Source organism: Hamadaea tsunoensis DSM 44101 (assembly GCF_000428945.1).
Classification (GTDB): Bacteria; Actinomycetota; Actinomycetes; order Mycobacteriales; family Micromonosporaceae; genus Hamadaea; species Hamadaea tsunoensis.
This window is the reverse complement of sequence record NZ_AUAX01000001.1, coordinates 225689-242575: the sequence shown is the minus strand read 5'-3', so window position 1 is coordinate 242575 and position 16887 is coordinate 225689. Positions and strand designations below refer to the sequence as shown.

General features: G+C 68.8%; 5 protein-coding genes and 1 pseudogene. 4 read left to right on the top strand and 2 right to left on the bottom strand.

Annotated elements, in window-relative coordinates:
* The first annotated feature begins 25 nt into the window (after positions 1-25).
* The 4 genes and pseudogenes from G401_RS42640 (at position 26) to G401_RS0101045 (ending at position 15974) form a co-directional block, all read left to right on the top strand.
* Positions 26-2848, top strand: coding sequence for a cellulose binding domain-containing protein (locus tag G401_RS42640; protein ID WP_051365977.1), 2823 nt, complete (start codon positions 26-28; stop codon positions 2846-2848).
* A 227-nt stretch (positions 2849-3075) separates the two neighbouring features.
* Positions 3076-4380: pseudogene (locus G401_RS0101055) on the top strand (M14 family metallopeptidase); the annotation flags it as partial.
* A 163-nt stretch (positions 4381-4543) separates the two neighbouring features.
* Complete coding sequence (locus G401_RS55515; protein WP_157545167.1) at positions 4544-15514, top strand: LamG-like jellyroll fold domain-containing protein; 10971 nt, start codon at positions 4544-4546, stop codon at positions 15512-15514.
* Complete coding sequence (locus G401_RS0101045; RefSeq protein WP_027341037.1) at positions 15483-15974, top strand: SUKH-3 domain-containing protein; 492 nt, start codon at positions 15483-15485, stop codon at positions 15972-15974. The genes G401_RS55515 and G401_RS0101045 overlap by 32 nt, the downstream gene beginning before the upstream one ends.
* 186 nt (positions 15975-16160) lie before the next feature.
* Here the strand turns inward: G401_RS0101045 and G401_RS0101040 are convergent, their stop codons facing one another.
* Both G401_RS0101040 and G401_RS0101035 read right to left on the bottom strand, forming a co-directional pair.
* Positions 16161-16493 (bottom strand): helix-turn-helix domain-containing protein, encoded by a 333-nt coding sequence (locus G401_RS0101040; RefSeq protein WP_027341036.1) that lies wholly within the window; start codon positions 16491-16493, stop codon positions 16161-16163.
* Positions 16490-16858: a type II toxin-antitoxin system RelE/ParE family toxin gene (locus G401_RS0101035; RefSeq protein ID WP_027341035.1), complete on the bottom strand. Its 369-nt coding sequence runs from the start codon at positions 16856-16858 to the stop codon at positions 16490-16492. Before G401_RS0101035 ends, G401_RS0101040 begins: the two co-directional genes overlap by 4 nt.
* Positions 16859-16887 lie beyond the last annotated feature (29 nt).

The following is a 16887-nucleotide window of genomic DNA, read 5'->3' as shown; positions in this document are numbered from 1 at the left end:
CCGGGTTCATCCAGAAAGGACAGCCATGTTCCGCAGACACTCCGGAACCGCCGTCGCCCAACGGCGAAGTCTGGCCACCGCGCTGACGGCCGCCCTCGTGGCGGCCACCGCGGCGGTCGTGACCCAGGTCCTGCCGACGACGCCGGCCAACGCCGCCGGCTCCGACCCCTACTCGTTCAAGAACGCGCAGATCGTCGGGGGCGGCTTCGTCCCGGGCATCATCTTCAACCAGTCCCAGGCCAACCTGATCTACGCGCGTACCGACATCGGCGGCGCGTACCGGTGGGACCAGACGAACTCCAAGTGGATTCCGCTGCTGGACTGGGTCGGGTTCGCGAACTGGGGACTGAACGGCGCGTACAGCCTCGCGACCGACGCCGTGGACCCGAACAGGGTCTACGTGGCGGCCGGCATGTACACCAACAGCTGGGACCCCAACAACGGCGCGATCCTGCGCTCGTCCGACAAGGGCGCCACCTGGGCGGTCACGCAGCTGCCGTTCAAGCTCGGCGGCAACATGCCCGGCCGCGGCCAGGGCGAGAAGCTCGCGATCGACCCGAACAAGAACAGCATCCTGTACTTCGGCGCGCCCAGCGGCAACGGCCTGTGGCGCAGCACCGACTCCGGCGTGACCTGGGCGAAGGTGACCGCCTTCCCGAACGTCGGCAACTACGTGCAGTCGGCCGGGGACGCGTACCTGGGTGACAACCAGGGCATCGCCTGGGTGACCTTCGACAAGAGCACCGGCACCGCCGGCAGCACCACGCAGGGCATCTACGTCGGCGTCAACGACAAGGACAACACCGTCTACCGCAGCACCGACGGTGGCACGACCTGGTCGCGCATCGCCGGCCAGCCGACGGGATACCTGGCCCACAAGGGCGTCCTGGACCCGGTGAACCACGTGCTCTACATCTCGACGAGCGACACCGGCGGCCCGTACGACGGCGCCAAGGGCGAGGTGTGGAAGTACAACATCACCACCGGCGTGTGGACGAACATCAGCCCGGTGCTGGCCAGCTCCAGCGACGACTACTTCGGCTACAGCGGCCTGACGATCGACCGCCTGCACCCGAACACGATCATGGTCGCCACACAGATCTCGTGGTGGCCGGACATGATCCTGTGGCGCAGCACGGACGCGGGCGCCACCTGGTCGCGGATCTGGGACTGGAACGGGTACCCGAGCCGGACCTTCCGCTACACCCAGGACATCAGCGCGGCACCGTGGCTCACCTTCGGCACCAGCCCCCAGGCTCCCGAGGTGACCCCGAAGCTCGGCTGGATGAACGAGTCCGTCGAGATCGACCCGTTCAACAGCAACCGGATGATGTACGGCACCGGCGCCACGCTCTACGGCACCGAGAACCTCACGAACTGGGACGCCGGCAACCAGATCACGATCAAGGTGATGGCCAAGGGCCTGGAGGAGACCGCCGTCCTCGACCTGATCAGCCCGCCCAGCGGGGCGAACCTGCTGAGCGCGCTCGGTGACGTGACCGGCTTCCGGCACACGAACCTCGACGCCGTGCCCTCGATGATGTTCACGACGCCGAACTTCAGCTCGACGACCTCGATCGACTTCGCCGAGAGCAACCCCAACTACGTCGTACGCGTCGGCAACGTCGACAAGACGGCCAACCCGAACACGAACCGGATCGGCATCTCCAACGACAACGGCGCGAACTGGTACCAGGGCCAGGAGCCGTCCGGCGTGACCGGCGGCGGCACGGTGGCGGTGGCCGCGGACGGCAGCAAGATCGTGTGGGCGCCGCAGGGCGCGGCGGTCAGCTACGGCGGCGGCAGCTCCTGGACGTCGTCGACCGGCGGCGTGCCCTCGGGCGCGCGGGTGGCCGCGGACCGGGTGAACTCCAACAAGTTCTACGCGTTCTCCGGCGGCACCTTCTACGTCTCCACCAACGGCGGCGCCTCGTTCACGGCGACCGTCACCAGTGGACTGCCGACCACCGGCACCCCGGCGGTCAAGGCCGTCTTCGGCCGCGAGGGCGACATCTGGCTGGCCGGCGGCGACGCGACCGGCGCGTACGGGCTGTGGCACTCGACCAACTCCGGCGCCAGCTTCACCAAGCTGAGCAACGTGCAGGAGGCGGACAACGTCGGCTTCGGCAAGGCGTCGACGGCGACGGGCTACCCGACGCTGTTCACCGTGGCGAAGATCGACAACGTCCGGGGCGTCTTCGCCTCGTACGACGCGGGTACCACGTGGCTGCGCATCAACGACGACCAGCACCAGTACGGCAACATCGGCGGCGCGCTCACCGGCGACCCGCGGGTGTTCGGCCGGGTCTACATCGGCACCAACGGCCGCGGCATCATCGTCGCGGACCGGGTGAGCACGGCCTCGCCGTCGGTGGGACCGTCGGCGTCCGCCTCGGCCAGCGCCTCGCCGTCGCCGTCGGTGTCGCGGTCCGCCTCGGCGTCGCCGTCGGCGTCCGCTTCGGCGTCCCCGTCGGCCTCTCCGTCCGCCTCGCGGTCGGCGTCGGCCTCCCCGTCGGTCTCGCCCTCGGCCAGTTCCGGCGGCGCGAAGTCCTGTTCGGCGACCTACACCATCACCAACCAGTGGCCGGGCGGCTTCGGCGCGAGCGTCGACGTCAAGAACACCGGTACGGGCGCCATCACGGGCTGGACGGTGAAGTGGACGTTCGCCAACGGCCAGACGGTCACCTCGCTGTGGAGCGGCAACCTGACCCAGTCCGGCGCGAACGTGACGGTGACGAACATGAGCTACAACGGCGCGCTGACGGCCGGGCAGACCACGAACTTCGGGTTCAACGGATCCTGGTCGACCGCGAACACGGCGCCGACGCCCACGTGCACGGCGAGCTGAGACACATTCCGATGAGGTAGCGCGGGCCGTCCGCGCAACCCGATGAGACGGCGGGCAGTTGGCCGGGGTGGTGGGAGCACCCCGGCCGGCTGCCCGCTTTTCGTGTGCCGTAACGCCTACGGAAAGTCATAGAGTGATCGTCTTCTATTGACTTGACGTTCCCCGACTGCATAAGTGATGGCCATCCCTTCGTTGAGCCTCCCTACCCACAATCCCAGGAGGAAGAGATGAGCCGCAGGCTTCTCCGGCTGCTCGCCGCGTCCACGGCGGTCGCCGTCGGCGTACTGGCGCTGCCGGCACCCGCGCCCGCCGTCCCGTCACCAGGCGCGGCGGCCCGGGAGAGCGCCGAGTACCGCGTCGTCGGACCGCGTACGTTCGAGGACGTCAACAAGATCGCGGCCACCGGCGCGGCGATCAACGGCGTCGAGGACGGGAAGGTCTACATCACGGCCACCCGCTCCGAGGCCGCCGCGGCCCGGGCACTCGGCTTCACGGTCACCGCCGAACTCGTGGCCACGCCCGGCACCGGCACGGACGCGACGGTCGACGACTTCCCGTCGTCGGACTCCGCGTACCACAACTATTCCGAGATGGTCTCGGAGGTCAACTCGCTGGTCGCGGCGCATCCCGCGATCGCGCTGAAGAGCAGCATCGGCACCTCGTACGAGGGCCGCGACATGCCGATCATCAAGATCAGCGACAACGTGGCGACCGACGAGAACGAGCCCGAGGTGCTCTTCGACGCCCACCAGCACGCGCGTGAGCACCTCACCGTCGAGATGGCGCTGTACCTGCTGCACCTGTTCCTCGACAACTACGGCACCGACACGACGATCACCGACCTGGTGAACAACCGTGAGATCTGGATCGTGCCGGACATGAACCCCGACGGCGGCGAGTACGACATCGCGACCGGCTCCTACCGGTCCTGGCGCAAGAACCGCCAGCCCAACAGCGGCTCCTCGGCGGTCGGCACCGACCTCAACCGCAACTGGGCCTACCAGTGGGGCTGCTGCGGCGGTTCGTCGGGCACCAAGTCCTCCGAGACCTACCGCGGCGCGTCGGCCTTCTCCGCGCCGGAGACCGCGAACCTGCGCAACTTCGTCAACAGCCGGGTCGTCGGCGGCGTACAGCAGATCAAGGTGAACATCGACTTCCACACCTACTCGAAGCTGGTGCTGTGGCCCTACGGCTACACGACCGCCGACACGGCCAACACCGTCACGGCGGACGTCCGCAACACCTTCGCCACCCTCGGCCAGCAGATGGCCGCCTCCAACGGCTACACCCCCGAGCAGGCGAGCGACCTGTACATCGCCGACGGCATCATCATCGACTGGCTGTGGAACGCCCATCACATCTTCTCGTACACGTTCGAGATGTACCCGGGGGCGTCCGGCAGCGGCGGCGGCTTCTACCCGCCGGCATCGGTGATCACGGCACAGACCAGCATCAACAAGAGCGCGGTGCTGCTGCTGATGTCGTACGCCGACTGTCCATACCGGATCATCGGCAAGCAGGCCACATACTGCTGAATCGCAGCTGTGTCCAGATCTGAACGTATGGATTTGTCGACGCTCCCTGGACGATTGCTGTAAGCGTTCCCGGACCCCGAGACTCCACACCACTAGCATCGGTCGAATCACGGGGGTGACGGCTGTGTCCGTTTCTGCGCGCCGAATCGCGGTAGCGGCGGTGGCATTCTTGGGTCTGTCGGTCGGCGTACCGACGGACGCGATCCCAGCCGGCGGGCATTTCCCGCTCGGCTGGGCGGCATCATGGATCACGAATGGCCGGGCCTGGGCCGCCTTCTCCGGCGGCCCGGCCCCGGCTCAGCCCACCGGGCGCAACCTCGGCCTCGCCGGCCAGGTGCCCGCGTCGGCCACGCGCGCCGGGGGCGGCCACAAGAACCCGCAGCACAAGGCGGCCGGCGGCCTCGACGGCTACCAGCCCTACACGAGCCCGCCCGCGACGGCCGCGCCGTCGGTGCGCGGTTTCGACGCCAAGACGAGCAGGCGGGACGCCCGCAACTCACGGTCCACCATGGACCAGTTCACCAACGCCGACGGCTCGGTCACCCGCCGCGTCTACGGCGGGCCGGTCAACTACCGGGCCGCCGACGGCACCTGGCAGCCCATCTCCACCGATCTGGTACGCGTGAACGGCCGCTGGGCCACCAAGGCGAACTCGCTGCGGGTGTCCTTCACCGGAACGACAACCGAAGCGACGGCCGGAACGACAGCCGATGCGGCGGCCGGCCATCTGGTCTCGATGACGCTGCCGTCCGGCGAGGTGTTCGCGTACGACCTGAAGGACGCGAAGCTCGGTACGCCGTCCGTCGCCGGCGCGAAGGCCACGTACGCCGCGGTGTTCCCGCACACGAACCTGGAGCTGGAGGGGTCGGCCGACGGCGTACAGGAGACTCTGGTCCTGGATTCGCCGGCCGCGGGCAACTCGTGGGTGTTCCCGCTGGCGCTGCGCGGGCTGACGGCCCGGATGGCGGCGGACGGCTCGATCGAGCTGGTCGACGCGAGCGGGAAGGTCGCGGGGCAGCTGCCGAAGGGCAGCATGCGCGACTCGCACTTCGACCGGGAGTCGGGCGACATGACCCACTCGCCGGACGTGGTCTACGAGCTGGTGGACGGCGGCACGGCGGTACGCGTGACCGCGGACGCCGCGTGGCTCGCCGATCCCGCGCGCGTCTACCCCGTCCGGGTCGACCCGACGGTGACCACCGGCACCACCGGTGACGTGTACGTCGACAACGACTCCGGCACCGACGCGAGCGACCAGAACGGCGACAACCTGCCGGTCGGCACCTACAACGGCGGCACGGTCAAGGCCCGGTCCTTCATCGCGCTGGGCGACTTCGGCGGCGACGTCACCGGCAAGCGCATCACCGCCGCGACCCTGAACCTGCATCTGACCTGGACCTACTCCTGCACGGTCGACCGGGCCTTCACCGTCTGGGCCAACGCCGCCTCGTGGAGCGTGGCGAACCTCAGCACCAGCGGCCTGTACGGCCCGGCGCAGGGCGCGCAGATGGCGAGCTACACCGTCACCGACCCGGGTCTGGCGTGCACCAACACCGGTGCCGACCGCAGCGTCGGGCCGTGGATCCACGTCCCGATCACGAACATCGCGCCGCTGATCGACTGGCAGTCGGGCGGCCCGAACTACGGCATCGGCCTGACCGCCTCGGAGACGGACTCCAACGGCTGGAAGCGGTTCACCGCCGCGAACTACTCGGCCGGGGCGTACAAGGCGACGCTCGACATGACCTATACGACGAACGTGGCGCCGCAGGTGGACACCACCTACCCGGCCAACAACACGATCATGGAATCGCTCACGCCGCAGCTCGTCGTCCGCGCGCACGACCCGGACAAGTACCCGAACAAGCCGCTCGCCTACAGCTTCGCGGTCTACACGCCGGACAACCTGACCACCGCCGTCGCGACCTCGGGCTGGGTCAACTCGACCACCTGGACGGTGCCCGCCGGCAAGCTCAAGTGGAACGGCACGTACGTCTGGCGGGTCGTGCCCAGCGACTACGTGACGATGGGGACGTGGACGCCGTACATGGCGTTCACGACACCGGTCCCGCAACCGGTGCTGACCTCGACGCTCGCCCAGAACCCGGGCAAGGGCTACGACCCGGGCAGCGGCAACTACACCACGACGGCGACCGACGCCTCGCTGCCCGGCCCCGGCCCGGCGCTGGACGTCACCCGCTCCTACAACAGCCTCAGCCGGGCCACCGACACCGCGTTCGGCATGGGCTGGTCGTCCATGTTGGACATGCGCGCCCGGCAGAACCTCGACGTCTCGGGGGCCGTCAAGACCGTCTCGGTACGCTATCCGTCCGGCCAGGAGGTGGCCTTCGGCCGCAACTCCGACGGCACCTTCACCCCGCCCAGCGGCCGGTACGCGCTGTTCTCGCCCCTGCTGTCGGGGACGACCGTCATCGGGTACACGCTGACGGACAAGGACGCCACGGTCTACAAGTTCGGCCAGCCGGACGGCACCGGGACCGCGTGGAAGGTCACCTCGGTGACCGACGCGAACGGGCGTACCGAGACGTTCACGTATGACGCGAGCAACCTGCTGACCACCGTCACCGGCGCTTCGGGCCGGGCGCTGCACGTCGAATGGTCGACGCCGGCCGGGGCGAACCGGAAGTACGTCTCGAAGATCACGACCGACCCGGCCGTCGCGGGCGACTCCTCGACCGCGCTCAGCTGGACCTACAACATGAACTACGTCCAGCTCATGGGCGTCTGCGGACCGGCCGCGGGCGGGGGTTGCACGAACTACGAGTACCAGTGGTACTCGCAGGGCGCCAACGCCGTCCTCAACACCGGCCCGTACGCGTTCTGGCGGCTGAACGAGGCGTCCGGCGACATCGCCCGCAGCGGCGTGCTGGCGAACGCCGGCGTGGACAACGCGCTCTACAAGAACGTCGGCCTCGGCGGCCCGTCGCTGTACGGGACCACCTCGGCGTCGTCCGGCTTCAACGGCACCTCGTCCTTCGTCCAGCTGCCCGGCAAGCTGGTCACGGACGGCGCGTACCAGTCGATCGGCCTGTGGTTCAAGACCACGACCGCCGGCGGCGTGCTGTTCAGCTACAACCACGACCCGGTGACGAGCGGGACCACGGCGGGCAACTACACGCCGGCGCTCTACATCGACCAGAACGGCTTCCTGCGCGGCGAGCTGTGGACCGGTACGCCCACGCCGATCAAGTCGGGCAGTACCGTCACGGACGGCACCTGGCACTACGCGGTCCTGGCCGGAGCGGGCAGCACCCAGACGCTCTACGTCGACGGCGTCGCGCAGGGCTCGCTCGCCGGCACGATCGCCATGGTCGACGCGACCGGCTCCATGAACGACGTGATCGGCGCCGGCTTCGTCGGCCACGGCTGGCCCGACCACGCGCGTACCGGTGCCTCGCCGGCCGTCGCCACCTACTTCACCGGGCAGATCTCGGACGTCGCGTACTTCACGAAGGCCGTGACCTCGGCCGAGGTGCAGGCGATGTGGGACGCCGGGCGCTGGTCCTCGACCGAGCTCAGCAAGATCACGCGGCCGTCGGGCCGGGTGTCCGCCGCGGTCACCTACGACAGCGCGACCGCGAACGTGACCAAGGTGGTCGACGACGACGGCGGCAGCTGGACGCTGAACCCGCCGAGCATCGTCGGCGACAGCGACGTCTACGAGGCGTCCGTGCTCGGCGGCAAGCCGCTGGGCTACTGGCGGCTCGCGGAGACCGGGACGACCGACGCGGTGAACGAGGTCAACGGCGACGTGGCCACGTACACCGACGTGACGCTCGGCGCGACCGGCCCGTTCAGCGACGCGACCGCGGGGGCCTTCAACGGCACCACGTCGTCGGTCGCCCTGCCGGCCGGCCTCAGCCCGGCCGCGGGCAACTCGGTCGACCTCTGGTTCAACACCACGCACGGCGGCGGGATCCTGGCCACCGGCCAGGCCGGCGCGCTCGGCGACACGATGTGCCCCTGCGAGCCGAGCCTGTGGATCGGCACGGACGGCAAGCTGCGCGGCCTCGCCCCGTCGAGCACCCCCACGGGTCCGCTGACCTCCGACGGCATCGCCGGCAAGTGCGTGGACGTCGAACAGGGCGGCACGGCCAACGGTACGCACATCCAGCTCTACACCTGCAACGGCACGGCCCCGCAGAACTGGACGTTCATGGCCGACGGCACGCTGCGCGCGGTCGGCAAGTGCCTCGACGTGCCCGGCGGCGCCACGGCCAGCGGGACGAAGCTGCAGCTCTACGACTGCAACGCCGGTGTGGCCCAGCGGTGGGAGCCGTTCGGCAACGGCCTGCGCAATCCGAACTCGGGCAAGTGCATCGACGACCCGAGCAGCAGCACGACCAACGGCACGCAACTGCAGATCTACGTCTGCAACAACACGGCCGCGCAGGCCTGGACGCAGGAGCTGCTGAGCCCGGCGGCGGTCACCGACGGCAAGTGGCACCACGCGGTGATCGCGGCGTCGAACAACACCCAGACGCTCTACCTGGACGGCAACGCCGTCGGGTCCAGCACGGGTGCCGTCACGTTCGCCCCGGGCGCCCAGCCGTACGCGTACCTCGGCGCCGGGTTCACCGGGACGGGCTGGTCGCACCTGGCCGCGAACACCACGGCGTACTTCAACGGGAGCATCGCCGAGGCGGCGTTCTACGGCGGCCAGCTGAGCACGGCCGACGTCCAGGCCCAGTACGCGGCGAGCAAGCAGACGCTGCCGGTCGTGCTGACCACTGTGGACACCACGGTGAAGACCATCCCGATGCCGGTGAAGGTCGTCACCGTGACCGACCCGGGCGGCAACACGCTGTCCTACAGCTACGACATGGTGAACGGCAACCGGGTCGTGGCCCAGTCCGACGCGCTCGGCAACGTCACCCGGTTCGGCTACGACACCGGCGGTTTCACGAACCTCGTCTACGACCCCAACGGCAGCCTGACGCAGACCGTCCAGGACGCCCGGGGCAACTCGATCCAGCAGATCACCTGCCAGGACCAGGCCGCGCAGGACTGTTCGAGCACGTACTACGAGTACTACCTGAACACGGCGAGCGCGACCGATCCGCGTAACGACCTGCTGGTCACCACCCGCGATCCGCGGTCGGGGAAGGCCGGCGACAGCACCTGGGACCTGTTCAAGACGACGAACGCGTACGACGCCTTCGGCAATCCGACGACGGTCACCGATCCGCTGGGCAACACGACCTCGACGGCGTACACGGACGGGACGACGGTCGCCGCCTTCGACGCCGGGTACGCCCCGCCCGGCCTGCCGTCGGTCGTCACGGACCAGAACGGCAACCAGCAGAAGATCGTCTACTACGCCAACGGCGACATCGCGAAGGTGACCACGGCGGGCGGGGCCACGACGACGTTCACCTACGACAAGCTCGGCCGCAAACTGAGCGACACCACGGTGACGTCGACGTTCCCGGCCGGCCGGACGGAGACCTTCACCTACGACGGGCTCGGCCGGGTCCTGACCCAGACCAACCCGGCGACGGTCAACCGGGTCAGCGGCGCCACGCACACCGCCCGGACGACCAACGTGTACGACGCCGACGGCAACATGACGACGCAGACGACCGCCGACCTCACCGGCGGGGACGTGGCGCGTACCGAGTCGGTGACGTTCAACGCGCTGGGGCAGAAGGACTCCCAGACGGACGCGTTGGGCAAGACCCGTTCGTTCGCGTACGACGTCTACGGGCACGTGATCCGCGAGACCGACCCGGACGGCGGCGCCACCCGGTACGACGTCGACGCCGAGGGCCACATCCTCAAGACCTGGATGGTCGGTTTCGTCGGCGACCCGGACAACCCCGGTACGCCGACCGACAAGCTGCTCAGCTCGGCGCAGTACGACCCGGCCGGGCGGCTCGCGACCTCGACCGACGCCATGGGCTGGACGACGCGCTACACCTACACCGACAACGGCCTGACCGCGAAGGTCGTCCGGGAGGACGGCGCGGGTGCCCAGTTCGTCACGGAGCAGAACACCTACGACAAGGCCGGCAACGTCACGCGCAAGGTGACCGCCAACGGCGACACCACGTCCGACTTCGCCTACGACGCGGCGGGCCGGATGATCCAGTCCACACTGGACCCGGCCGGGCTCAACCGTGTCACGCAGGTCGGCCTGGCCGCCGACGGGCAGAGCACCTCGGTCGTGTCCCGCGTCGGCACCGCAGGCACGGTCCTGTCCGCCGGCCGGACCGCGTACGCGCCGTCCGGCGGGCCGATGCTGACCACCGCGTACAACAGCGATCCGCAGACGACGCCGGTCGCCCGCTGGCGGCTCAACGAGACCTCGGGCACGACGGCGGCCGACACGTCCGGCGGTCTCGCGCCGGCGACGGCGAGCGGGGCGGTGACGCCGACCGCGAACGGCGCGGTCTTCAACGGCACCTCCGGCTGGCTGGCCGCGCCGAACCCCGTGATCGACACTTCGCAGTCGTACACGGTGTCGGCGTGGGTGACGCTCGCGGACAAGAACGCCAACCACCCCGTGGTGTGGAAGTCGTTCGCCTCGACACCGTTCGAGATGTACTACGAGAAGTCCAGCGACCGGTGGACGATCACGACCGCGACCTTCTCGTGGAGCCCGACCTGGAAGGCGGTACGCTCGTCGGCCGCCGCCCAGACCGGTGTGGCGACCCACCTCGCGGCCGTGTACGACGCCGCCGCGCACACGTTCAAGCTGTACGTCAACGGCGTGCTCGACGGCACGGTGACCGGCGTGGTGAACCGGCAGGACGTCCGCGGCACCTTCTACATCGGGCAGTACGGCCAGGGCGAGTTCTTCGCCGGCACCATCAAGGACGTCCAGGCGTACCAGTCGGCGCTGACCGATCCGCAGGTGGCGGCGGTCAAGGGCGGTACCGCACCGGTCGCTGCCGCGAGCGTCACGCGGACCTACAGCCAGGCCGACGAGGAAGGCCTGACGACGGCGAGCGCCGACGCGCTCGGCAACGTCACCAACATCGAGTACGACGCCGCCGGCCGCCCCACCGTCTCCACCGGCCCCGCCGTCAACTGGCAGAAGTACGGGTCGTCGGGTTCGGCGCGGCCGGCCACGTTCGTCGGCTACGACACGTTCGGCGACCGGACCGAGACGCAGGACGGCAACGGCAACATCACCACGCACGTCTTCGACCGGGCCGGCCGCGAGTACGAGACGCACCTGCCGGCGTACACGCCGCCGGGCTCGGCCACGCCGATCACGCCGGTCACCTCGTCCGTCTTCGACACGCTCGGCCAGCCGGTCTCGACGACGGACGCGCTGAACCACACCACCGCGTACACCTATGACCAGCTCGGCCGGGTCACGAAGGTCACCGGCCCGACGGGCGCGGTCACCCGGGCCGCCTACGACATGGCCGGCCAGCTGCTCTCGGCGACCGACGCGACCGGTGCGGTGAGCCGCTCCACCTACGACTACCTCGGTCGCAAGATCACCAGCACCCAGGAGGTACGCCAGGCCGCCGACGGCCCGTACGTCACCACGTACGCGTACGACGCGGACGGGCGCCTCCAGTCGGTCAAGTCACCCGGCAACGTGACGCAGTCGTACACCTACAACGCCGCGGGGGAGACCCTCACCAGCACCGACGGCGCGGGCCAGACGACCACGGTCACCTACGACGGCCTCGGCCGGCCGGTGTCCACGAAGAGCCCGGACAACACGTCGTCGACGACCGCGTACGACATGCTCGGCCGCCCGGTCGGCACGGCGGACCTGTCCAGCACCGGCACGACGCTGCGGACGACCTCCGCCGGCTTCGACGCCAACGGCAACCTGTCGTGGGCGAAGGACGCCCGCGGCACGACCACCACGCTCACCTACGACCCGACCGGCATGGTCCTCACCGAGAACCAGCCGATCGACGCCACCACCTCGGTCAGCACGTCGTTCGGCTACGACCTCGCCGGCAACCGGACCCGGTTCACCAACGGCCGCAACGTCGACTTCTGGACGACGTTCACCCCCTGGAACCAGCCCGAGTCCACGATCGAGCCGGCGGGCTCCGCGTACACGGCACTCGCCGACCGCACCTACACCACCGTCTACGACGCCGCCGGCCGCGTCGCCGCCAAGAACGAGCCGGGCGGCGTCTCGCAGACCTACACCTACGACGCCGCGGGCCGGCTCACCGGCCAGAACGGCAGCGGCGCCGAGGCGGCCACGACCGGCCGCACCTTCGGCTACGACCTCGCCGGCCGGATGACCTCGTTCAGCGCGCCGACGGGCACCAACACCGTCGCCTACGACGACCGCGGCCTGCCCACCAGCATCACGGGCCCGTCCGGCGACGCGACCTTCGCCTACGACAAGGACGGCCGGCTCGTCCACCGCGTCGACGCGGCGGGCACGACCGACTTCACCTACGACAGCGCCGGCCGCCTCGCCACCGCCAAGAACGGCACCGCCGTCGACGCGAGCTTCGCGTACAACTCCCGGTCCGCGCTCTCCCAGATCACCTACGGGGGTACGCAGAACCGGCGGGTCTTCGCCTACGACGATCTGCATCAGGTGCTGTCGGAGAACCTGACGAAGTCCGACGGCACCTCGATCGCCAAGATCGACTACGGCTGGGACGCCGGCGGCAACGAGATCTCGAAGAAGACCACCAACTTCAACGGGACCACGACCGCCAACACCTACACCTACGACCTGGCGAACCGGCTCACGTCGTGGACGGCGGGCACGGTCACCACCCCGTACGCGTACGACAAGGCCGGCAACCGCACGGTCAACGGCAACCGGACCTTCGTCTACGACGACCAGAACCGGCTCGTCGGCGACGGCGCGACGACGTACGCGTACACGGCCCGGGGCACCCTCGCCTCGACGCAGACCGGAACCACCGTCCTCACGAGCACCGACGACGCGTTCGACCAGGTGACCGCGCAGCAGTACGCCGGCGGCACCCAGACGTACGCGTACGACGCCCTCGGCCGAGGCCTGCGGACCGGATTCGCGTACACCGGCCTGGACAACGACCTCGCCGCCGACTCCACCGCCACCTACGTACGCGACCCCGGCGGCGGCGTCCTCGGCGAGCAGTCCGGCGGCGTCACCCGGCTGGCCTGGACCGACCTGCACGACGACGTGGTCGGCCAGTTCACCGCGTCCTCGACCGCGCTGGACGCGTCCACCACCTACGACCCGCTCGGCCGGGTCACCGCCACCACCGGGATGCTCGGCAACCTGGGCTACCAGTCGGAGTGGACGGACACGTTCACCAGCCGGGTGAACATGCTCGCCCGCTGGTACAACACCGACACCGGCCAGTTCGACAACCGCGACTCGTACGCCAACAACCCGGTACCCACCTCGGTCTCGGCCAACCGGTACGCGTACGCGGACGACAACCCGCTGGTGCACACCGATCCGAGCGGCCACTGCTCCTGGTGGAACGCGGTGTGCAAGGCGGCCAACGCGTGGAACAACTCGGCCCTCGGCCAGACCGTCAACCACACCGTCTCGGCCGCGTACAACCAGGCCGCCTCCTACACCTACTCGGCGTTCAACTACGGCCTCAGCAAGGTCTCGTCGGCCGCCCACTCCGCCGGCTGGACCGGCCTGGAGAATCTGGCGAACAAGGGCCGCACGTACACGGCCAAGAAGGCTGAGGAGCACCACCGCGCGTACCAGGTCGAGAAGGCCAAGGCCAAGGTCGCCGGACATCAGCTCAAGCAACAGGTCCAGCGCTCGGTGACCAAGAAGCTCAACAAGCTGAAGGACGCCGCCAGCAAGGCCAAACAATGGGTCAAGGAACACAAGGACGCCATCATCGAGGTGGCCGCGATCGCCCTGACCGTCGTCGCCACGGTGACGCTCGGCCCGGTGGGCGGCCTGCTTGTCGGCATTGCGATCAACGTCGCCAAAGACGCGGCCCAAGGCAAGATCCATTCGCTGAGCGACTTCGGCAAGTCACTGGCGGTCAACGCCGTCTCCGGCACCCTCGGCCTGGTCACCGGCGGCATCGGCGGCGCGGTCGCGGGCAAGCTCCTCTGCGGCGTCGGCGCCAAGGTCGGCACCAACCTGCTCGGCCGCATGGCGGTCGGGGCGGCCTCCGGCGCCATCAGCGGCGGCATCGGCGGCGGCCTGACCGACATCGGCATGCAGGTCTACAACAACTGGGGCACCGGCAAGGGCATCGACTGGAACTCCGTCAAGAACTCGACCATCAGCGGCGCCGTCATGGGCGGCGTGATGGGCGCGGCCGGCGGGGCCCGGGCCAAGGGCTGCCACAGCTTCGACCCGAGCACGCGGGTCGTCATGGCCGACGGCACGACCCGGCGTATCGAGGACGTGAAGGTCGGCGACAAGGTCAAGGCGACCGACCCGGCCACCGGCAAGACGGAGGCCAAACCGGTCACGGTGCTCCACAAGAACGACGACAAGGACCTGGCCGACGTCACCGTCAAGGACACGAAGTCGGGCAAGTCCACGGTGCTCCACACGACCTGGCACCACCCGTTCTGGAACGCCTCGCAGAATCGGTGGACCGAGGCTGTCGACCTCCAGGTCGGTACGCACCTGCGCAGCGCGGACGGGGAGACGGCCCAGGTCGTCACGGGGATCAAGGTCTGGACCGGGCTCAAGTGGATGCGGGACCTCACGGTCCAGGACATCCACACCTATTACGTCCTCGCCAACAACACCCCGGTCCTCGTACACAACACGACTGCCTGCAGCCCCGAGCCCGGTCCCGCTCCGGAGGGGACGACGCTGAGGGACTACGCCGACGCGAACCGTGGATCGAACCAGGCCGCGACGCCGGACTTCGTCACGGAATACACATCGCCGTCAGGCAAGCGCTACTACGGCCGCACCCAGGGCGACACGGACATCGAGCCGGGTTCCGCGCTGGACGATGTTCTCGGTGCCAGCCATCGTCGGACCTGTTCAGAGGTCTGCGCCATGAACGAGGCGCAGAAGGCGGAGGGCGATACAGCGATCTTCGGTGGCTCCTTCAGTACGCTCAGAGTTCGGCCCATGGGCTCCCCGGAGCCGCACGGAGAACCGTTCAATCCGTGCAAGCAGTCGTGCAAGACGCTGATCGGCAAGGTGTATGGCAGTTACGACGAAGTCCCTGGCAGGTGACGATCCGTTCGTCCTGGAGGCGTTGCGGTCTGCGGGTTGGTTCGCTGGGAGATCCCACGAGACCACCCGCTGGAACGAACGCCTCCGGGCCGTCGGGTTCGAGGTAAGCCATCTGGCGCTACGGATATGGGCGGAGTTCGGTGATCTCCTGATCGCCAGCTCCGCCCACCGAGAGCCGCCGTCATCGTTGTACGTCGACCCGGTCGACGCGTGTATCGACATGATCGACGAAGCGAGGGTGCTCGCAGAACATGAAGGGGAGCGTTTTACCCCACTGGGCATGTGGAGTAGCCAGTTTCGCGCCTATGTCGCGCCGGGCGGACGGACCATCGCAGTCGGTCCGCTCGTGATGTGGGACTTGGGTGAGACGTTCACGGATGCGCTGATCTACATCGTGCGCGGCGAGGAAGACCCCGCTCGGGAGCAGAACGCCCGATGGCTGCGGAACACGATTTTGTGAGCATCGTGCTCCCTGCGGATGGCGGCACCGTTTCGATCTGGCTGACGGGCGTCTGAGACGAGCCGGCAGTCGCGTCCTGCGTCCTGCCCTCGGGTGATGACGCCAACCGTCCGCGTCCACCTCGTCCAGCAACGCGATGGCCGCTGAGTGGAGGCGGTTGCTTTCGGACCTGACGTGATATCGGCGTCAGGCGATGTTCAGCTGGATATTGCCGATACGGGCCACGATGTCGAGGTGGCCGCCCAGGCCCATGACATAGGCGCGGAGTGATTCGAGGCTGGTGGCGACACCGTTCTCGATCTGGCTGACCCGTGCCTGCGAGATACCCGCGGATTCGGCGAGCTGGGTCTGCGTCATGCCCAGTTGCTTACGGATTTCGGCCAGCTGCGCGCCACTGACGGACGCGAGCATTTCCTCACGCATCTGGGCTCGTCGGCTGGTGCGTTCGTCACTGTCCCAGGTCGGATCGGCGGCGCGAGCCTTGGCCTTGACTTCGCGCCAGTTGGACGGCGTACTCATGGCTGCTCCTCCTTCAACTGGGTCAGGTGCTCTTCATACCGGTTGTCGGCGATGGGAATGGCCGACTGGTACCACTTCTTCCACTGCCCGGACTTGTCGCCGGCGATGAGGAAGATCGCTTCGCGGTGCGGATCGAACGCGAACAGCAGGCGTATCTCGGTCGCGCCGGCCGACCCTGGACGGAGCTCCTTCATATTGTGGAACCTGCTGGCCTGTATCCGATCGACGAGCGGGCGTCCGAGTGCCGGGCCTTGCTCGGAGAGTAGGTCGATCGCTTCGGCGACGAGGTCAGCGGTCGCCGGGTCGGCGTCGCAGAGTTCGAGGAACCATGCCTCGACCTCTGCATGAAGGCTGACCTCCCACACTGCTCAAATATAAGTCTAGCTTATATTTA